The organism is Achromobacter sp. 01N37, from assembly GCF_056399725.1.
In genome coordinates, this window is record NZ_JBFTRX010000003.1 from 25,591 (window position 1) to 42,043 (window position 16,453).

General features: G+C 59.2%; 24 protein-coding genes and 1 tRNA gene. 16 read left to right on the plus strand and 9 right to left on the minus strand.

Translation table 11 applies throughout. The features are described from left to right. Positions 1 to 4: 4 nt before the first annotated feature. From AC1DSJ_RS06190 to AC1DSJ_RS06240, 11 genes are all read left to right on the plus strand, one after another. Positions 5 to 634: a phage baseplate protein gene (locus AC1DSJ_RS06190; RefSeq protein WP_441371108.1), complete on the plus strand. Its 630-nt coding sequence runs from the start codon at positions 5 to 7 to the stop codon at positions 632 to 634. After that, complete coding sequence (locus AC1DSJ_RS06195; RefSeq protein WP_441371109.1) at positions 631 to 963, plus strand: phage baseplate plug family protein; 333 nt, start codon at positions 631 to 633, stop codon at positions 961 to 963. Before AC1DSJ_RS06190 ends, AC1DSJ_RS06195 begins: the two co-directional genes overlap by 4 nt. Beyond that, positions 950 to 1,867 carry a phage protein gene (locus AC1DSJ_RS06200; RefSeq protein WP_441371110.1) on the plus strand — a complete coding sequence of 306 codons (918 nt, stop codon included), beginning with the start codon at positions 950 to 952 and terminating at the stop codon, positions 1,865 to 1,867. Before AC1DSJ_RS06195 ends, AC1DSJ_RS06200 begins: the two co-directional genes overlap by 14 nt. After that, positions 1,864 to 2,559, plus strand: a complete 696-nt coding sequence (locus AC1DSJ_RS06205; RefSeq protein ID WP_441371111.1) for a Gp138 family membrane-puncturing spike protein — start codon at positions 1,864 to 1,866, stop codon at positions 2,557 to 2,559. Before AC1DSJ_RS06200 ends, AC1DSJ_RS06205 begins: the two co-directional genes overlap by 4 nt. Beyond that, on the plus strand, positions 2,559 to 2,927 hold the full coding sequence (locus AC1DSJ_RS06210) for a contractile injection system sheath initiator (RefSeq protein ID WP_441371112.1): 369 nt from the start codon (positions 2,559 to 2,561) through the stop codon (positions 2,925 to 2,927). Before AC1DSJ_RS06205 ends, AC1DSJ_RS06210 begins: the two co-directional genes overlap by 1 nt. A 23-nt stretch (positions 2,928 to 2,950) precedes the next feature. Next, positions 2,951 to 4,402, plus strand: a complete 1,452-nt coding sequence (locus AC1DSJ_RS06215; protein ID WP_441371113.1) for a hypothetical protein — start codon at positions 2,951 to 2,953, stop codon at positions 4,400 to 4,402. Continuing rightward, positions 4,402 to 5,067, plus strand: a complete 666-nt coding sequence (locus tag AC1DSJ_RS06220; protein WP_441371114.1) for a baseplate wedge 1 family protein — start codon at positions 4,402 to 4,404, stop codon at positions 5,065 to 5,067. The genes AC1DSJ_RS06215 and AC1DSJ_RS06220 overlap by 1 nt, the downstream gene beginning before the upstream one ends. 1 nt (position 5,068) lies before the next feature. Further along, positions 5,069 to 7,000, plus strand: a complete 1,932-nt coding sequence (locus AC1DSJ_RS06225; RefSeq protein WP_441371115.1) for a hypothetical protein — start codon at positions 5,069 to 5,071, stop codon at positions 6,998 to 7,000. 9 nt (positions 7,001 to 7,009) lie between these two features. After that, a complete protein-coding gene (locus tag AC1DSJ_RS06230; protein ID WP_441371116.1) occupies positions 7,010 to 7,507 on the plus strand; it encodes a tail fiber assembly protein in 498 nt (165 codons plus the stop codon). Positions 7,508 to 7,580: 73 nt separating this feature from the next. Further along, positions 7,581 to 7,871, plus strand: coding sequence for a phage holin family protein (locus AC1DSJ_RS06235; protein WP_427965509.1), 291 nt, complete (start codon positions 7,581 to 7,583; stop codon positions 7,869 to 7,871). Next, positions 7,868 to 8,314, plus strand: coding sequence for a M15 family metallopeptidase (locus AC1DSJ_RS06240; RefSeq protein WP_441371117.1), 447 nt, complete (start codon positions 7,868 to 7,870; stop codon positions 8,312 to 8,314). Before AC1DSJ_RS06235 ends, AC1DSJ_RS06240 begins: the two co-directional genes overlap by 4 nt. Here the strand turns inward: AC1DSJ_RS06240 and AC1DSJ_RS06245 are convergent. After that, entirely contained in the window at positions 8,298 to 8,801 is a 504-nt protein-coding gene (locus tag AC1DSJ_RS06245) for a hypothetical protein (RefSeq protein ID WP_441371118.1), read from the minus strand. The two genes, AC1DSJ_RS06240 and AC1DSJ_RS06245, sit on opposite strands and share 17 nt — an antisense overlap. 246 nt (positions 8,802 to 9,047) lie before the next feature. On the opposite strand from AC1DSJ_RS06245, the gene AC1DSJ_RS06250 reads away from it, so the two are divergent. The 3 genes from AC1DSJ_RS06250 to AC1DSJ_RS06260 are packed head-to-tail and all read left to right on the plus strand — an operon-like array spanning position 9,048 to position 10,435. Then, positions 9,048 to 9,515, plus strand: a complete 468-nt coding sequence (locus tag AC1DSJ_RS06250) for a hypothetical protein (RefSeq protein WP_441371119.1) — start codon at positions 9,048 to 9,050, stop codon at positions 9,513 to 9,515. Between the two features lie 25 nt (positions 9,516 to 9,540). After that, positions 9,541 to 10,125 (plus strand): hypothetical protein, encoded by a 585-nt coding sequence (locus AC1DSJ_RS06255; protein ID WP_476760280.1) that lies wholly within the window; start codon positions 9,541 to 9,543, stop codon positions 10,123 to 10,125. Between the two features lie 46 nt (positions 10,126 to 10,171). Next, positions 10,172 to 10,435, plus strand: coding sequence for a DUF2514 family protein (locus AC1DSJ_RS06260; RefSeq protein WP_441371309.1), 264 nt, complete (start codon positions 10,172 to 10,174; stop codon positions 10,433 to 10,435). A 9-nt stretch (positions 10,436 to 10,444) separates the two neighbouring features. Here the strand turns inward: AC1DSJ_RS06260 and AC1DSJ_RS06265 are convergent, their stop codons facing one another. From AC1DSJ_RS06265 to AC1DSJ_RS06300, 8 genes are all read right to left on the minus strand, one after another. Further along, positions 10,445 to 10,738: an addiction module antidote protein gene (locus tag AC1DSJ_RS06265; RefSeq protein WP_441371121.1), complete on the minus strand. Its 294-nt coding sequence runs from the start codon at positions 10,736 to 10,738 to the stop codon at positions 10,445 to 10,447. An 85-nt stretch (positions 10,739 to 10,823) separates the two neighbouring features. Then, positions 10,824 to 11,120: a type II toxin-antitoxin system RelE/ParE family toxin gene (locus tag AC1DSJ_RS06270; protein WP_441371122.1), complete on the minus strand. Its 297-nt coding sequence runs from the start codon at positions 11,118 to 11,120 to the stop codon at positions 10,824 to 10,826. 188 nt (positions 11,121 to 11,308) lie between these two features. After that, positions 11,309 to 11,671 carry a hypothetical protein gene (locus AC1DSJ_RS06275; protein WP_441371123.1) on the minus strand — a complete coding sequence of 121 codons (363 nt, stop codon included), beginning with the start codon at positions 11,669 to 11,671 and terminating at the stop codon, positions 11,309 to 11,311. Then, positions 11,668 to 12,330, minus strand: a complete 663-nt coding sequence (locus AC1DSJ_RS06280) for an SOS response-associated peptidase (protein ID WP_441371124.1) — start codon at positions 12,328 to 12,330, stop codon at positions 11,668 to 11,670. Before AC1DSJ_RS06280 ends, AC1DSJ_RS06275 begins: the two co-directional genes overlap by 4 nt. Positions 12,331 to 12,519: 189 nt before the next feature. Further along, the gene (locus AC1DSJ_RS06285) at positions 12,520 to 12,957 is read right to left on the minus strand and encodes a hypothetical protein (protein WP_441371125.1); all 438 of its coding nucleotides are present in this window, start codon (positions 12,955 to 12,957) and stop codon (positions 12,520 to 12,522) included. 7 nt (positions 12,958 to 12,964) lie between these two features. Further along, positions 12,965 to 13,405: a hypothetical protein gene (locus tag AC1DSJ_RS06290; RefSeq protein ID WP_441371126.1), complete on the minus strand. Its 441-nt coding sequence runs from the start codon at positions 13,403 to 13,405 to the stop codon at positions 12,965 to 12,967. A 4-nt stretch (positions 13,406 to 13,409) separates the two neighbouring features. Beyond that, complete coding sequence (locus AC1DSJ_RS06295) at positions 13,410 to 13,892, minus strand: hypothetical protein (protein WP_441371127.1); 483 nt, start codon at positions 13,890 to 13,892, stop codon at positions 13,410 to 13,412. Between the two features lie 290 nt (positions 13,893 to 14,182). Then, positions 14,183 to 14,259: transfer RNA gene (locus tag AC1DSJ_RS06300), tRNA-Met, on the minus strand. A 348-nt stretch (positions 14,260 to 14,607) separates the two neighbouring features. On the opposite strand from AC1DSJ_RS06300, the gene AC1DSJ_RS06305 reads away from it, so the two are divergent. Next, on the plus strand, positions 14,608 to 15,270 hold the full coding sequence (locus tag AC1DSJ_RS06305; protein WP_441371128.1) for a DUF4145 domain-containing protein: 663 nt from the start codon (positions 14,608 to 14,610) through the stop codon (positions 15,268 to 15,270). Positions 15,271 to 15,622: 352 nt separating this feature from the next. After that, positions 15,623 to 16,369 carry a PIG-L deacetylase family protein gene (locus tag AC1DSJ_RS06310; protein WP_441371129.1) on the plus strand — a complete coding sequence of 249 codons (747 nt, stop codon included), beginning with the start codon at positions 15,623 to 15,625 and terminating at the stop codon, positions 16,367 to 16,369. Positions 16,370 to 16,453 lie beyond the last annotated feature (84 nt).

Below are 16,453 nucleotides of genomic sequence, written 5' to 3' on the forward strand. Positions count from 1 at the left end.
CGGCATGAGCTTTGTAGCGATGGTTTTCGGCTGGAACGGCGGCACGAGTATTGGCGCCGTGCCACTAGACGCGCTGTTGAGTGAAAAGACTTCGCTTAACAGCCGGGCCACCGAGTACGCGGTGGAGGATGGACCGCCCGTAACGGACCACGTGGTGCAGGAGTCAGAACAGTTGACGCTTGATGGCTGGGTGACCGCCGCCGAGGTGGCTTTGCTCGGCGGCCTGGCCGCAGGCGTTTCGAGCGCGTTTCCGCGTGGGGGTTCGTTTGGCAACCTGTCGGCGCGGGCTGGGCGGTCTAAGTTGATCAGCGCCAAGGACGCGCTGCGCAAGATTCACGCGGACCGCCTGCCCATCACCGTTACAACCGGGCTGGACGTCTATGTGAATTTCGTCATGGAGCGGTGCGAGATCGGTCGGACCAATGAAGGCGGCGACCGATTCGAGATCTCCGCTGACTTCAAGAAGATCCGAAAAGTGGCGCTGCGCCAAACCGATATCCCGCCCGATCGAACCAACGGCAAGGCCACGGGGAAGGCTGGGCAGACGAAGACGAACGCGGGTAAAGCGAATGGCGCGGAGGCTTCTCCGAAGCAGAAGACCGACCTGAGCAAGATTCTGGGAAAGGGCAAATGATTCAAATCCCCGTCCTTAACGCAAACGACAGCCTTACCGAAGTGGAGCTGGACGGTCTGACCTATTTCCTGCGTTTGTCCTGGAATAGCGAGGCCGAGCTGTGGGTGCTGTCGATCGAGAACGCCTATAACGAGATCATCGTGGCGGGCATCGCGGTGATGCCAGATACCCCGCTGCTTGGGGCATACAGGCACCTGGAGGTGCCCGCGGGCGAGCTGGTGGCGCTTGTGCCAGACCGGCGCAATACAGTGGGCCGCGACGCGCTGGCTGCGGGCGATGTGGTCCTGATCTACGTGGAAGCGGAGGAAATGGCCAATGTCGCGCTTTGACAGGGTCTATCGGCTCCAGGTTGGCAAGGCAGGCACCAAGGGCTTGGAGGTGGTGCCGCCTATCCGCGTCACTTTCGACATATCGAAAGATTCGAGCGAGGAGCCGAACGACCACACGATCCGCATCTACAACCTGGCAGCCGACACGCGCAAGGCGTTGGAAGAGCCAGATTTGCGATGCGTCTTGTATGCGGGCTATGCCGAAGAAGGCGGGCCCCTGTTGATGGCGTCGGGCACCTTGGTGTTCGCGTACACGCGGTTCGAGCAGCCCGATATCGTGACTGAGCTGATCGTGAAGGATGGGTTCACCGAGATCCGCGATACCGCCGTGTCGATCGGCCTTGGACCTGGCGCGCAGGCCAGCACGATCATTCGGGATATCGCCCGCCAGATGGGGCTGCCTTTGGTGATGGCGGATGAATTACCTGACCGGCGCTGGCAACAAGGTTTTTCTTTCTATGGGGCGGCGCGCACGGCCTTGCACAAGGTGGCGCAGGGCGCTGGCTTGGAGTGGTCGATTCAGAACCAGCAGCTGCAGGTTGTGCAGCGCCGCGGCACCACCAGGCGTCAGGCGGTGGTGTTGGCCGCTGATACGGGATTGCTGGGCTATCCGGAACGTACACGCGAGGCCGCGCGCGAGAAGGCGCGGGTCAAGGACAAGCGGACGGGAGACGACGTGAACCTGGTCAGCGCGCAGCAGCAGCGCGACGGCTGGCGGGTGACGTCTTTGCTGCTGCCCACAATCAACCCTGGTAATTTGGTCAAGCTGGAAAGCCGGTCCGTCGAGTCGTTCCAGCGCGTGGAGGCGGTGCGGCACACGGGCGATAGCGAGGGCGGGGACTGGCAGAGCGAGCTGGAGCTGGTGGACCGATCGGCGCCATCGAAGAACAAGGGCAAGAAATGAGCAAAATGATCAAGGCGATGCGGGCAGTGTTCGCGTCTGAGCTGGCCGACGTGTACACCACTCTGCCGGGCGAGGTCTTGGCCTATGACGGCACGTTCGTGACCGCGCGGCCGGCGCTAGCCAAGCGGCTGGCAAACGGAGAAGTGCTCCCGGCGCCGCAGATCGTCAGGGTGCCAGTGTGCTGGCCCGTGGGCGATGTGAACGGCGCACAGGCGTTGATTTCCGTGCCGCTTAGGCCTGGTGACGCCGTAAAGCTGTCTTTCTCAGCCCGCGCTTTGGAGAACTGGCTTGCGGGCGACAACGGCCCGCCCGACGATCCCCGGCAGTTTGATCTGTCGGATGCCTTCGCTTCGCCACTGGTGCGGCCTGGCAAGCTGGCCGCTGACACGGAAAACGTCAGCATCCAGTACGGGCCCGGGACGCTGAAGCTGTCACCCGCTGGTGAGCTGACCTTTCAAGTGAAGCGCTGGACCGTTCAGGCGGAGCAGGCCACGTTCAATACGCCGGTCACCATCAATGGCCCGCTCATCTACACGCAGGGCATGGCGGGCGAGGGCGGCACGGGCGGCGCATCAATGCGCATCCGCGGCGGGGTGGCGTACGAGGGCGGGTCGATTACCCACAACGGCAAGGACATCGGGGACTCGCACCGCCACCGCTATGTCGGCGGCACGACGGAGAAACCTGGCTGATGGCTTATGACCTTGTGCTTTCTGATGACCATGATCTGGATCTCGACCTGTTGGGCCGCGCCTCGCTGAAGGACGGCGCCGAGCGAATTGGCCAACAGATCAAAATCACGCTGCTGGCGTTTCTGGGCGAATGGTTCCTAGATACAAGCTTCGGCGTGCCGTACATCGAGTCCGTTCAGATTAAATCTCCCGACCGCGCCAGTATTGAATCCATCTTCCGGGCTCGAATCTTGGATGTGCCAGGCGTGCAGCGGGTGCGCCGTCTGGAGCTTCAGATTGAGCGCCAGTTGCGCATTCTGCGCGTCGTCTTCGACGCCGACACGGACGCAGGACGTCTCGACCAGGTCGTGGATCTGCGCCAACCCTAACCCCTTCAGCTTTCGAGGTACTTATGGCCTACGGTGTAACGCCGGACGGGTTCGTACGCCCGCGTCTTCCGGAAATTCGCCAGGAAATCGTGGCGGACCTGCGCGCGCGCATGCGTGCGGCTGGCTTTAGCGGCACGGTGGAGACCCGGCCGGATAGCGTGATCGGCCTATTGATTGACACCTTCGCCGAGCGCGAGGCGGCGCTTTGGGAGCAGGCCGAGGGCGTCTACTACGCCATGTACCCGGGGTCGGCGACCGGATTGTCGCTGGGCCGTGCTGTCTCGTTTACTGGTGTGTCTCGCAACAGCGACCAGCAATCGAGGGCGTATGTGGTGCTGTACGGGATACCGGGGACGACCGTGCCGGCCGGCGCGCAGATCCGGCACCGTGTCAGTCAGAGCCTGTGGTCCCTGGCCGTTGACACGAAGATCCTTGCGGGGGCCGCAGCCGACATTCTTCTGCGACCTGCCGTTGTAGGCAACACCGAGTATCGCGTGACGATAGACGGGCGGCCGTACTCGTACGCGACGGCGGTCACGACGAACTTGCAGCAGATTCTATCTGGGCTAGTGGTCGCCCTAGGCAGGAGCGGACTTACGGTTTCCAGCGATGGGGCTGCTGTCCGGATCCAGACCGATGGCCGTGTGGCGGCGGCCTTCGGGTGGTCAACGAGCCTTTCGCTGGTGCGTCTGGGATCGCCCGGGTTGGCCAAGTCAGTGGACCCTTCGACAGAAGACGCTGCAGTAGGGGACCTGGATGGGATGGTCACTCAGGTGGACGGGTGGAATTCCGTCAACAACCTACAGCCTGGCGTCGCCGGCCTGCTGGCCGAGAACGATGCCGAATTGCGCGCTCGATACCCGACGGGGCTGTTTCGGCTGGGCGCGGCCACGCTACCCACTATTGCGCCCAATATTCGTGATCGCGTCGCGGGCGTGCGCACTGTGAAGGTGTTCATGAATAACTCGGATGGCCCTGATCAACTGGGCCGGCCACCGCATAGCGTGCATGTGGTTGCCGACGGAGGGCTGGATGACGAGGTGGCCGCGGCCATTTTTCAGGTGGTGGCGGCCGGCATTGATACGCACGGCAAGCGCACCGTGGTGCTCAAGGATGATGACGACGCGGACCAGTTGATCCGATTCGATCGACCCGAGCGAGTCTATGTGTGGGTTCAATGCGCCATTGACCTGCTACCGCATTCTGAGCAGGTGTTTCCGCCAGACGGCTTTGACTCGATCGCGGCGAACGTGGTCGCTGCAGGCAGTGCCTACGGGATTGGCGATGACGTCATTCTCCAGCGCTTATTCGGCGCAATCTATCAAACACGTGGCCTTGCGTCRGTCCAACTGACCCTGGCGTCTTCCACTGATCCCTCATTCGTTCCAGCCCCATCCGCGTACCGTGCGGCGAACGTGGCAATCCAGGACTTCCAGGTCGCGGTATTCGACCTGTCACGCATCAAGGTGGCCTGATGGACATGCATCAAGACCATGGCTCGGCGGCCTGGAGCAATTGGCTGGGCCAGTTCCGAGGCAAACCGCGGCTGGAAGCGCTGGTCAGGGCGCTACTCAAGCCGGTGGAAGGCCTGCAGGGAGCGTTGCGGGCGCTCTACGAAGAGCGTTGGCTCGATACGGCGGTGGGCAAGCAGCTCGACGGTATTGGGGAAATCGTCGGCATCCCGCGGGTGATTGATCAGGCGATTTACATACGTTTCTTCGGGTTCCAGGGCCAGCCCGCAGTGGGCGGCTTCGGCGAGTTCCGATTTCGCCGAGGCCAGGAGCGGGCAATTGCCGGTTACGCAAGACTGTTCGACGCAGAGTACCGAAAGCTGCTGTATTGGAAGATCGCGCTGAACAACGGCCACGGCACCGCGCCGGAAATTGCCCGTGCATTGAAGCCGATCTTCGACGTCGAACGGGTGATCGTCCAGAACGCTGGGAACGCAAAGATCTGGATATGGGTTAGCCGGTTGCCTGGCCCGAATGACCCGCTCATGGCAAATCCCTATCGATGGGTGCCGCAAGCTGCGGGCGTGGGCGTGCAATTGGTGACTGGCTCGACAGAGAAGCCATTCGGCTTTCGCGGGCAGCGATTCTATGGCTTTGGCGTTGGCGTAATGGCGCGAGGTATCTACTGAAATGGCAACTCCGAATTTCTTCGAATTGTTCAAGGTAACGTGGGCCCAAAGCGGCCTGACCGAGGGGATTACCGACCTCCAGTACAAGACCGGCTGGGCCTATATCGGCTCCGTCCCGCCGTCCGTTGAGCAGTTCAACAAGGTCCAGCAGGTCACAGACGAGCGGATGGCATGGCTATACAAACACCTGGACGGTTTGGCAGTCGTCACGGGTAGACCGCTGGCCGCGAATCGGTACGACGCGCTCAGTTATGCATTTCAGAACCTAAACGCGACGAACCTGAAGACCGGGACGGTGCCGGTCGCGCGATTGTCTGGCGTAGCCAGCGCACTGACGGCCGGGGCGGCGCTCAAGCTGACGACCGCGCGCACGATTTCAGTGACGGGCGATGCGACAGCCGCGGGCAGTTTCGACGGATCGGCAAATTTGGCTTTGGCCTTGACGCTCAGCGCGAGCGGGGTCAAAGCGGGTGGCTACGGCAACGCCAACGCTGTGCCAACGTTCACGGTCGACGGCAAAGGGCGAATCTCGGCGGCTGGCCAGGTCGCCATCGGCAACGCCGCCACCGCTACCAAGCTGGCTGCGGCACGCCTGTTCTCCATCACAGGCGGCGCAACGGCAGGCGGTGTCAGCTTTGATGGCACCGGCAACGTCGCGCTCAACGTGACCGCGCTGGATGTGTCGAAAGCCACTGCCGGCACCTTGCCGGTGGCGCGCGGCGGCACGGGGGTGGCGACGGTGGCGCCTGGGGCGTATCTGACCGGGGCGGGCACGGGCGCGTTGGCCTCGCGCACGCCTGCGCAGGTGCTGGCGGATATCCAGGCGCTTCCCAAGGCAGGGGGAGAACTAAGCGGTCCGATAGTGCTGGGTGCGCGGGCGACGATCGGGGCGCAATACGGCCTTAATAGTTCGTCCGCCCGCACGGCGCACGTCCTACTGCCTGACGGAGGGAGCTACTCGACGCACATCGGCTCTGTCGTCGGCGCAATGAAAATTACGCTGCCGGCGGCGGCGCTTGGTGTGAACACGATGGTCCGCATGCGCGTGGATATCTTCGAGTACTCCAGCGATTTGCCGCCGGTGTCGATCTTGCTGCACGGCTACTCACAGACGACAAAGGCGTGGACACGTTGCAGTGCAACGATATTGGCGGGTGCGGTCGCGTCCGACATTCCGATCCGATACGGGTCTGATGCGTCGGGCAATCTGTGCATTTGGCTGGGCGACCTTACCAAGACGTGGACGTATCCGACTGTGTGTGTGTCGGAAGTGCTGGCCAAGTACAACTCGTCCGGCGCCACGGTTTCCGCTTGGGGCGTGGGTTGGAAAATTGAACCCGTTACTGCGTTTGAAACCATTTCGGCCACGCTGTCGCGGAGCTCTTTCCCGTTCGCTCGAACGGATGCGGTCCATGTGGCGGGTCTGCAGGATGTCCTGGTGCAGAAGGCTAACACCCGGCTGATCCTGACCGCTGGCAACGGATTGACGGGTGGCGGTACGTTGGAGGCGAATCGCACACTGGCATTGGGAATTCCGTCAACGTTGAGCACGGCGACCACGAACGCGGTATCCGGGACGACTCACACGCACGCACTCAGTCTACCTAGCGCGAATCAAAGCGCTGCGGGTATAGCGCGTTTTGCAACGTTGGCAGAAGGCCGCGCGGGTGCGAGCCAGGCTTTGATCATGTCGCCATACACGGTGGCGCAGGTCGTGGCTGCCGCAAAGCCCCCGCCGCCGCCCGCCCCAGCGCTGACCGATTTTCGGCTCGGAGCCCAAGTGCAGGTGAATGCGGGTGGACAGGTGGTGCCGGCCGGTTGCGTCTCGACTGGTGCTCACACGTTGAACGACAACCGAATTAACCGGCAGTGGTACCGCCCACTCCAGAAGCTCTGGAATGGAAGCTGGGTCACTGTATCAGTTGAACGATAGGAGACATCGATGAGAGTGTTTCGAAAGTACGTGCCGGAAGATGCGGTGCCCAGCGTGCAGTACCTGAAGGATGACGACGGCGTTGATTGGTACGCGGCACAAGGCGATTTCGAAGCGGATAGCTTGATCGTATGCACGGACGAGACGGGGCGGGTTTGCGCCTTCAGCCGAGATGCGTCCGCACTGTATCCCATTGATCAAGCGGTGTGGAGCGTTCCGGCTTCGTCGGTTCCTGAAGGATTCGACGCCGGAGGGGAATGGATGGTGGTCGAAGGCAAGATCGCTCCACGAGTTCCGACCGTAGAAGACGCCAGAGCCAAGATGCACGCGTTGTTGGCCCCGGCCTTGCTGGACTATCAGGCATTGCAGGTCATCGTAGATGATGGTGGCGCATCCGAAGCCGAGAAGCAACGTCACGAGGCGTTCCGTGCCTACTGCCAAGCGCTGTATCGGGTGGAAAGCCAAGACGGCTATCCGGCTGATGTAGTTTGGCCGGAACGACCGTAGGGATGGCGCTCACCTTGAATCTGCCCACCCGGCCCGCTTACGCGGGCTTTTTTTCGCTTTTGCGGAGCGTGCGATGAATGATTGGGAAAGAACACTTGCGTGGCTAGCCGGGATGGGCGCTCTCATCGCGGTAGGCAGAGCGCTCACCAGCAAGGAAAAGCTGTCTTGGAAAGTGGCGGTAGGCCGGACGATCTTGGGCAGTGCTCTGAGCACGGCGGCGGCGCTCATTTATATCCCGTTTCCGAATGCGCCGCAGGTTGTGATGATTGGTGCTGGTGCGGCGGTTGGGATTTTGGGCGAACAGGTGCTTGAATTCGCCGCGCGCCGGCTGCTTGATTTTAAGTTTGGGGGTGATCCGAAATGAGTCGATTCCGCCTTTCTCAACGTAGTTTGACGCGCCTGATTGGCGTGCATCCCGATCTAGTCGAAGTCGTCAAACTGGCGATACAGCGAACGGCCGTGGATTTCATGGTGGTGGAGGGCGTCCGGACGCTGGCGCAGCAGCGCGAGTACGTGACCAAGGGTGCCAGTCAAACGATGAACAGCCTACATCTCAAGCAGCAGGATGGCTTTGGGCACGCCGTTGACCTGGCGCCGTTGGTGGGCCGCACGATACCTTGGGAGAACTGGGAGGCGTTCATTGCTGTGGCAGATGCCATGAGATCGGCGTCGCTCGAAGTCGGTGTCTCTATCCGTTGGGGCGGTTCATGGACGCTTTTGTTAGAGCTTCCGAAAACGATCACTCGCTCCATTCTCCACAAGACATTTCCGGATGGCCCGCACTACGAGATCAAAGGGCTTCGTTGATCCGCTCAATTGTGTGCCCCATACATTTCCAGCCATATTTCAATGCCTTGTAGATGCGATCCTGACTTGTTTCCAGCATGTCAGCAGCTTCGGCCAGTGACTCTAGGCGGAAGCGACCGTCAACCAAGACGGCGACGTTTGCGCGCGTATTTCGGGCTTGGCCTGTCCTCGTTATCCATCGGCAATTTTCAGGGCTGTATCCCAGATCGTTGTCGATACGGTCGAGCGTAAGTATCGGCGAAAAGCCACTGGATTCCGCCCACGCAATGAACGCGCGGGGATCCTGCCATTCCTTGCAAACCGTAATGCCTCGTTCCTTGTAATACGGCTTCTTTTGCTCATCGTCGCTTTGACAGCGCGACATCATCGTCTTCCAGCGCGTGTAGGCGGGGTGAGCAGAAAGAGCGGAATTGAGCAACGGCCGGGTTTGCGCCGCACAAGATTGGCATAGTCCTTGTGTTCTCTTGGCCGTGTCGGCTCGAACCAATCGCAGCATTCCGCAGGACGGGCACGCTTGCATAACTTGCGTACGTACTCGATTTTTGGCTAGGCAAGCACGGCAAGTTCTTCTGCGCCCAACAGTCACAGTTCCGCTTGGTAGCTTATTGCGGAATTGCTCAAACGACTCAGGAGATTTGGTCTCATGACACGCTTTGCACTCGATCATCGGTTCAGTATAGCAACGGGGTTCAGTTCCCACTTTCAGATCCCGCGCGATTGGACGGGGGGGGGCATGAACCTGCTGCTGCGCGCCGCGCTGCCCTACCTGATCGGCGCTGCGCTGGTTGTGGCTGCCGTGCTGGGTGTGCGCTGGTACGGCGCAAGCCAATACCAGGCCGGCGCAGGCGCCAAGCAAGCCGAGATTGAAAAACGCCAAGCCGTCATTGAGCGTGTGTGGCAGGAGGAAAGGGATCGTGCTGACGCCAAACACCGCGGCGCCGTACTGGCGCGAGAAGCTGCTGAAACGACTGTTGCTGCTCAGCGTGGCCGGATTGATGGGCTGCTCCGCCAGCTTGCCCAGCGGCGCGCCGAGGATGCCGCAGCAGGCGGCAGACTTGATGCAGCCGGCCCCGACTGGATTGGAATTATTGGATCGTGTGTCGGGCGATATGAGCAGCTGGGAAAAGATGCTGCTCGATGGGCTGACCAGGTGAACGGCCTACAGGGGTACATCAGGGGACTTCAAGCGGTTCCGGAGTAAAGTGCGCCAATCTGGAGGATGACTCGTGAATGAATTTTTCGTCACTTTCGCGTATGTCGCGATTGGCATGCTTGCTGGATGGGTGGTTCGTCCCTTCTACGAAGGTTATGCGAAACGTCGTGGCGAACTTCTTGCCGAACGTGGATACGCTGCTGAACTCGAGCTGGAAAAGGTGAGGGCACGACAACCTATTGACCTGCAGAACGCGAGGCACAAAGCTGAGCTAGACATCAAAAATCAGCTTAGGACGGCAGCAATCGAGCGGCGCCTGGTTGCCCACCAGCAGGCTTTTGCGCTATGGCGAAGGCTGTACTCCAGCCAGTCTACAGATCAGGCTTCGAGCGTCGTTTTGGAATGCCAACAGTGGTGGAACGAAAACTGCCTTTTTTTGGAGCCCGAAGCCCGAGATAAATTCTCGCTAGCGTACCYGACTGTCGCTGGCCACAAGAGTATGTTGGAGGCAACGGAACGAGAGAAAACTCTTGAGTACTTGCAGAAATACACTCGGACGATGGATGCTGCTGGTGAGGCACTTCTCAATGCAGTGTCACTTCCAAAGATCGTGCAGGATGATATTCGAGGCGTGCACGAACCCTCATCGAAGCCATGATCTTGCGGGCCTTTGCTACTAACGCGGCGCCATCCCTTTGCGCAACTTGTTCGGCGCTTCCAGCGTCTCGTGGACGCCATCGTCGCGCTCAATCACGCAGGGCGGACGCGCTGGCTCGCACCGCGCAATCGCCCGAGATCCCGCGGCTGCGGACGGAAGCCCGCCAGGGGCGGACGCCGTCGATCTGCTTGCCTACATGCTCGGCCGCATTAGCGGCCGAGCTGCAGACCTTGCATATCTTTCAGATCGTGCCCGAATCTCCGGGTTGATGTGTGAGCGATCTTATGACGCGCTCAGGGCTGATGGCTAACGCCGCCGCTTAGGCGGGCGTTGCGTGTAATCGCAAGCCAAGGGCGCGCGACACCTTCAAAATGGTGGAGAAATCGGGTTCGCGGTCTCCAGAAAGGGCCTTGTACAGGCTCTCGCGCGACAGGCCTGCATCTTTCGCTACCTGTGTCATTCCTTTGGCGCGCGCGATGTCCCCTAATGCCTTAGCAATGAAGGCCGCATCTCCTTCGCTTTCGTCGATGCATGCGTCAAGGTAGAGGGCCATTTCTTCGGGCGTTCTTAGACGCTCCGCAATGTCATATTCCCGTGTTGCTAGTTTGCTCATATACGGCTCCTTTTGGAGCTTGATTTGAAGACGCGACAAGCCCGACACGCAGTGTCGGGCTGAAAATCGTCTTGCCGCAGAATTTTCATTCTAGTTCGTCGACCAAGCGATACGCCGTCTTGATGTCGGCATCCTGTGTCGATTTGTCGCCTCCGGCCAGTAAGATAACTATTGTTCCTGCCACTCGTTCGGTGAAGTACACCCGATAGCCTGGCCCGAAATCAATTTTTAGCTCAGAGACCCCTTTTTCCAGATTCCGGCATTTGCCGGGGTTTCCAAGAGCCAAGCGCTGTATGCGGGCTTGAATCCTTGCTCTTCCAGCCTTGTCCTTCAAGCCGGATTCGAAGTCATTAAAAACTTCGGTACTGCGGATTTGTTTCATGGGGTCGACGCCTATATTGATAATTTTTAATTAGTTTCATCTGCCATGCTCCCTTATGTCTGTGGTGCGTAGCCATGTGGCTACAAAATCAATCGTATCCTACTGGCTACAAATTGGCAAGCAACTTCTGTAGCCTACAGGCGACAGTCCTCTGCCGGTCAACGTGAACGCCGACGCGCAGCGCTCCCTCATTTTTCATGCATCCACCATCCTTGGTAGGAGCGCCGGCCTTCGGCCTTTTCGAAGCCGCAGGCCATGCTGCCGTGGTCGGACGAGAATGTGGGAAATTCGGGCTGTCTCACTTCCGGGATCTCTGCCTTCTGCATTGTGCCAAAGGCTTTCCTGTCATCCATCGTCATGGCCCGGATGTACCGCTTCATGTCTGCGCGCATGATCGAGTACATGCGAACGGTGCCTGTGACAGTGGGCCCGGGGTCGCGATCGGGGCGCTTTTCGCCCATGTAATGGGTGCGTGTAACGGTGCAGAGCATGATTTTTCTGTCAAATTCACTGGATAAAAAAACAGTATATTGCAGCAGAAACGGGGTCATGTCATCGGCGTGGCGACAACCTTGTCGGAGGGGAAGGGCATAAGGAATTCGCGGCTCTGCTCCGTGCTCGCCGTCAGCCAGTCGCCGTAGGCGCCCTCCGGCAGGATTATGACCATGCGCTTTTCCTTGCCCGCCTGATGGTAGTCGCGGAACACGGGATGATCGTCCGCGTTGATGGTCAGCATGGTGTAGCTCTCTCGGAGCTGGCCTGCGCTGTCGCGCCAGCGGTCCCATAATCCGGCGATGCCCAGCGGCGCTCCATCCGCTCGAGTGAAGCGTGTGGGCACTGCGGCGCCGGATCGCCAGTCGGGTTCAAAGATAGCATCTGCGGGAATGATGCAGTGCTGTGCGCGGCGCCAGGCGTTTCCGAAGGTGAAGGACTTGGGCGCCGTCTCGCTGCGAGCGTTGAAGGTGGAGAGCTTGGAGGCCTTGTTCAGGCCGTCTGCATTCGTCATGGTGCTGATCAGGCCCCAGCGGCCCACGACTACCTCGCGCTCCGGCACCGCCTCGTCGCCGGCGTCATGCTCGACCGGCCGCCGGATAAAAATACCCTGGTAGCGCGGCCAGATGTCGTACTTGCCGATGGCTGAAGGCTTGGGCGCGCCGAACTTCTTCAGCAGTAGGTCGGCGTCCTTAATGGTCTGGTAATGACTACACATTGCCCCCTCCAAAGAGGGTTTCTGCATCGGGGAGTGTTCGCGAACATAGGCCGACTCAGCACTGGGAATTCAAGCCCAACACGACGTCATCCATTAAAGGCTTTGTACATTGAACCCCGGGTAGTGCTGGGGGTCGTCGTGACGCCAGCCCCAAAACCGTGCGTCGACCAGCATAGAGTGAGCAAAGTACTAGGAAGTTGCGATTTCGGGAGATAGCACTACAGGGAAATCCCACTCATATTTTTCCTCATCAATGGTGGCACGGATTTTGTACTGGCCCAGTTGTATGGGGAATGGCGTGAAGTTAAGCATCACGACCATTGCTGCGCGTAGGAGCGGTGACACTGGCTTGAGCACGTCGCCCCTCTGTGTGGCGTTTCCCGCCACTTCGCCATCAGGCAGAACCACTTCGATACGGCATTCGTACGAACCTGGCTCCAAGTTGGGAAATTGAAGGAAAAAAGATAACGACTTCATTGCCGCGTTCTCTGACGGTTGGGCTTTAAGTAACAACCCGCCACCAGTGTACGTTCCAACGAAGGTGTGCTGCCCGCCAGCTTCGATCCTGATATCCTCGCACGCCAAAAAAACTACTTCTTCTTTCCTGGGAAAACTATTGGTCGGCATAACTAGGTCACATCGCGAGGGAGTGGGCGCGCATTAAGGGAAAGCTGATTCTCAGTGGAGCGAAGTCTTGGTCCAAAACTTGAGATTCCACTTCGTCTGGCGCCGGACCCAAGGATAGTTGGAATCCGACAGCCTTCTTCTGGCGGACCACCTGAAAGGTGGTTATCGCATTCGTTGCGGCATAGATCGCAGCATAGTGACCGTAGCTGATCAGGGTGTCTCCGGCATTTGCGTTCCGCACACTCGTTAATCCCGGGAGCTCGACCATGTTGGGCTGTGCGGGCATTTCAGCGGCCAATGCCTGCCCCGGGGGATCGGGCGCAAATTGCATGTAAAGCGCGTAAGCCAGGCCCGAACGAACAACGATCAAGTAGAGTGCGCCAAGAACTATCGCTGTTCCGACGACGCTCTGAACGAGATAGATCATTACTTGATAGACCGAGAGCATTTCATCACTTCCCAATTGTGTATGCCAGGATGTGTATGCTCGTTGCCACGAGCGGCAGCGCAAGTGACAACAGATACATGCTGATGACTCCTACGAAGGCTAGGGCACGTTCGTGCTTACGCGCTCCCTCGGGTAGGTGCAGCTGGCGCTCCACCGCTTTGACTATTCTAGGCTCAATCACCTTCAGACTAAAGGCGTGAGTGGCGTAGCCGCCGGCGAGTAGAAGGAGGATCCACGGCCCAAAATTGGCGGGGGAGTGCACCAGCTTTGCACCTTTATCGGCCAAAAGCATTGCTACGGTGGCGAAATCAATGCCGACAAGTAAGAGTATCCAGTCCGACGAAGCGGACGCGGTGCCGGGGTTGAGAAGTCCGCGTTGCACCAAATTGAAGCTCAGTACCAACAACGGGATGCCTAGATTCACGGACCAATACGTGACATCCATCTGAGCGAGAATTCTTTGCGCTTCGGTAAGTGCAGCGTCCACAGGATATTTTCCGCTTGTCACATCGTATTGCAAGATCCTACCATATGCCAACTCGGCTGCTTTGTGCCGCGCTACCTCGATGGGGTTTGAGGGCGAAGCTGAGACCCGTACGAGCTCCCCGTATCTGCATAACCAGCTCGCGCAGCGGATGCCTTTGTGTGGAATGGCCGTGTTGTGCCATCGGGATGGTTTCGACTTCCAACCTCGCAAGGGCTGCGCTTTTGCGGAGCGGGTGCATAATTGCGGAGCATAGCAAAAGGCCCTCACCGAAGTGAGGGCCTTTATAATTCTGGTGGCGCATCTCTGATTCGAACAGGAGACCTGCGGATTATGATTCCGTGCCTCTAACCGGCTGAGCTATTGCGCCTTCCCGACGCCAGCCGGGCCCCGTTTGACCTCGCTTGCTAGACTATAAATGCTCAGTGGCCGTGTGCCGGCGAGACCCTGTACCGCGGGTCCGAGGATTCGTCAAACACGCGGTGTGGGTTGGGAAAGATACGCTCGACGTAATCCATAGGCCCGGACTTCTGGACGATTCTGCCGCACACGAATGTCTCCCTTGTGGGGAAAAGCGTGGTCAGCCGGCCCGACGGACCATTCACTGCGGCCATCCATCCCTTTGTTACAGCATCACTCACAGGTAACATTATGCGTTAATCCTGGAGCTGCCATGCCTCTATTACAGATAGATTGTCCGCGTTGCGGAGCTAAGTCAATGACTGCCGACGTACCAGTATCGGTTGGGATAGGGAATAGCGTACGGCCCACGCATTGGGAAGTTTTCGCCGTATGCCGAAAATGTAAAAAGGGATCAATTCAGAAGGTGCGGGCGGCCAGCAACTCGTTGTCTGGAATTGCGGCATCTATGGGCAATTTTGTACCCCATACGGTTAATGGCAATTTAGACCATCTCGTCGATATCATTGGTGGCCTCGATAGTTCCGACTTTTCCCCGGCCGATGTGCCGGAATACATGTCGCCTACGGTGCGGAATGCCTACGTGGAGGCGGTCTCCAATATTCGGATGGGTTGTCCTAACGCTGCCGCGGCGATGTTCCGCTTGGCGCTTGACCTTGCCACTAAAGAGAAGGTACAGGCGATTCCGGCCGCCGATCCGCAGCCCAATTCCGACGAGAAACGGGTGCTGGCGAAGCGCGTGGACTGGCTGTTTGAGCAGAAACTACTGCCGGCTACCTTGAAGCCCCTAGCCACAGCTCTACGAGAGAACGCCAACGATGGGGCTCACGATGGTGTCCTAACAATGCAGGATGCGAATGACCTCTATGATTTTGCCGAAGCGCTGATGTACGAAATCTATACTGTGCCCGGTCAAATCAATGCCATCAATAAGCGACGCGTTGCTCGGCGCGCCTCATAGCTGATGGCCTGTGGGGACTTTCGTGGGGACATTGCTGCTCCCACATGGTCACTGTTGAGCACCATTGCAAGCGAGCGCCGCGCTAAGTGATTGAAAGATAAGGTTTTCGAAAGAGCCCCTATGCATGGGGTGCAAGGGGTCGCGAGTTCGAATCCCGCCGTCCCGACCAGCAATACCCTAAGGGGGTTAGTGATGAAAATCACTAACCCCCTTTCTCATTGTGGGCTGTTTATTTTTCTGATTCTGTGCGAATGCGCTTGCCGTTCGCGCACGGTGGCCAGAGAGATCGAAAGGCGGGAATGCGGCTTGCTATTGCTTGAGCACCACGTCGATGCCTCTATCCCGCAATCGAATGCCCTACGATCTGAATCTATCCAACGCGGCCTTTAGCCCCATGGTCCCGAATGGGCCGCTCGTCATCATTTCGCCTCACCTCGATGACGCGGTGTTCAGCTGTGGCAGCTTGCTTTCTCACAGTGCCGGCAGCACTGTTGTGACGGTCTTTACCGGGGTGCCGCACGAAGGGGGAATCCTTACTGAGTGGGATCGAGAATGTGGCTTTCTTAGTGCGGCAGAAGCCATGCGTGCGCGTGAAGCCGAAGATTGCCGCGCGCTGGAGGCCATACGCTGTTGCGGGCGTTCGTTGGGGTTCATTGACTGCCAGTATCAGGAGCATCCTGATCACGCCATGCCGGCGCTGATGGAGTCTCTGCTGAGCACCGTGATCGACTTGGCGCCGGGCAGGGTGGGCATTCCGCTTGGGCTCTTCCATGGAGATCATCTTCGGGTCAGCGAGGCCGCGCTACGCGTCAGGCAGCTCCTTCCTGACATTGCCTGGTTCTTCTACGAAGACGCGCCGTACCGGGCGCATAGCGGCGTTGTGCAAGCGCGTCTGGTGCAGCTGTATGGCCGGGGCATGGTGTTGACGCCTGCGTGCGGCCAGGCCGATTTAGGCAGCAAGGAAGTGGCCATTGCGGCCTACGTGTCGCAACTGAAGGCGTTCAACGGAGTGCCGGACGACCTGCGCAGGCCAGAGCGTTACTGGCATATCGAGGCGGATGTCCAAGTCCCCAGCCACGCTTTGCCTGAAGGCTGCTGACTGGAAGGTCGGTATCAAGCCGGACATGTCGCCAACCCGCTCATCAAAAAAACGCCCCGCTAAAAAAAACTGAACTGACCCCAA

Excerpts from the sequence above, each read along its gene's own strand:
- AC1DSJ_RS06275 (WP_441371123.1), bottom strand. The coding sequence starts at position 11,671 with ATGACCCCGTTTCTGCTGCAATATACTGTTTTTTTATCCAGTGAATTT.
- AC1DSJ_RS06195 (WP_441371109.1), top strand. The coding sequence starts at position 631 with ATGATTCAAATCCCCGTCCTTAACGCAAACGACAGCCTTACCGAAGTG.
- AC1DSJ_RS06200 (WP_441371110.1), top strand. The coding sequence starts at position 950 with ATGTCGCGCTTTGACAGGGTCTATCGGCTCCAGGTTGGCAAGGCAGGC.
- AC1DSJ_RS06270 (WP_441371122.1), bottom strand. The coding sequence starts at position 11,120 with ATGAAACAAATCCGCAGTACCGAAGTTTTTAATGACTTCGAATCCGGC.
- AC1DSJ_RS06285 (WP_441371125.1), bottom strand. The coding sequence starts at position 12,957 with ATGCCGACCAATAGTTTTCCCAGGAAAGAAGAAGTAGTTTTTTTGGCG.
- AC1DSJ_RS06280 (WP_441371124.1), bottom strand. The coding sequence starts at position 12,330 with ATGTGTAGTCATTACCAGACCATTAAGGACGCCGACCTACTGCTGAAG.
- AC1DSJ_RS06205 (WP_441371111.1), top strand. The coding sequence starts at position 1,864 with ATGAGCAAAATGATCAAGGCGATGCGGGCAGTGTTCGCGTCTGAGCTG.
- AC1DSJ_RS06225 (WP_441371115.1), top strand. The coding sequence starts at position 5,069 with ATGGCAACTCCGAATTTCTTCGAATTGTTCAAGGTAACGTGGGCCCAA.
- AC1DSJ_RS06265 (WP_441371121.1), bottom strand. The coding sequence starts at position 10,738 with ATGAGCAAACTAGCAACACGGGAATATGACATTGCGGAGCGTCTAAGA.
- AC1DSJ_RS06250 (WP_441371119.1), top strand. The coding sequence starts at position 9,048 with ATGAACCTGCTGCTGCGCGCCGCGCTGCCCTACCTGATCGGCGCTGCG.
- AC1DSJ_RS06210 (WP_441371112.1), top strand. The coding sequence starts at position 2,559 with ATGGCTTATGACCTTGTGCTTTCTGATGACCATGATCTGGATCTCGAC.
- AC1DSJ_RS06230 (WP_441371116.1), top strand. The coding sequence starts at position 7,010 with ATGAGAGTGTTTCGAAAGTACGTGCCGGAAGATGCGGTGCCCAGCGTG.
- AC1DSJ_RS06290 (WP_441371126.1), bottom strand. The coding sequence starts at position 13,405 with ATGCTCTCGGTCTATCAAGTAATGATCTATCTCGTTCAGAGCGTCGTC.
- AC1DSJ_RS06235 (WP_427965509.1), top strand. The coding sequence starts at position 7,581 with ATGAATGATTGGGAAAGAACACTTGCGTGGCTAGCCGGGATGGGCGCT.
- AC1DSJ_RS06240 (WP_441371117.1), top strand. The coding sequence starts at position 7,868 with ATGAGTCGATTCCGCCTTTCTCAACGTAGTTTGACGCGCCTGATTGGC.
- AC1DSJ_RS06190 (WP_441371108.1), top strand. The coding sequence starts at position 5 with ATGAGCTTTGTAGCGATGGTTTTCGGCTGGAACGGCGGCACGAGTATT.
- AC1DSJ_RS06310 (WP_441371129.1), top strand. The coding sequence starts at position 15,623 with ATGCCCTACGATCTGAATCTATCCAACGCGGCCTTTAGCCCCATGGTC.
- AC1DSJ_RS06220 (WP_441371114.1), top strand. The coding sequence starts at position 4,402 with ATGGACATGCATCAAGACCATGGCTCGGCGGCCTGGAGCAATTGGCTG.
- AC1DSJ_RS06305 (WP_441371128.1), top strand. The coding sequence starts at position 14,608 with ATGACTGCCGACGTACCAGTATCGGTTGGGATAGGGAATAGCGTACGG.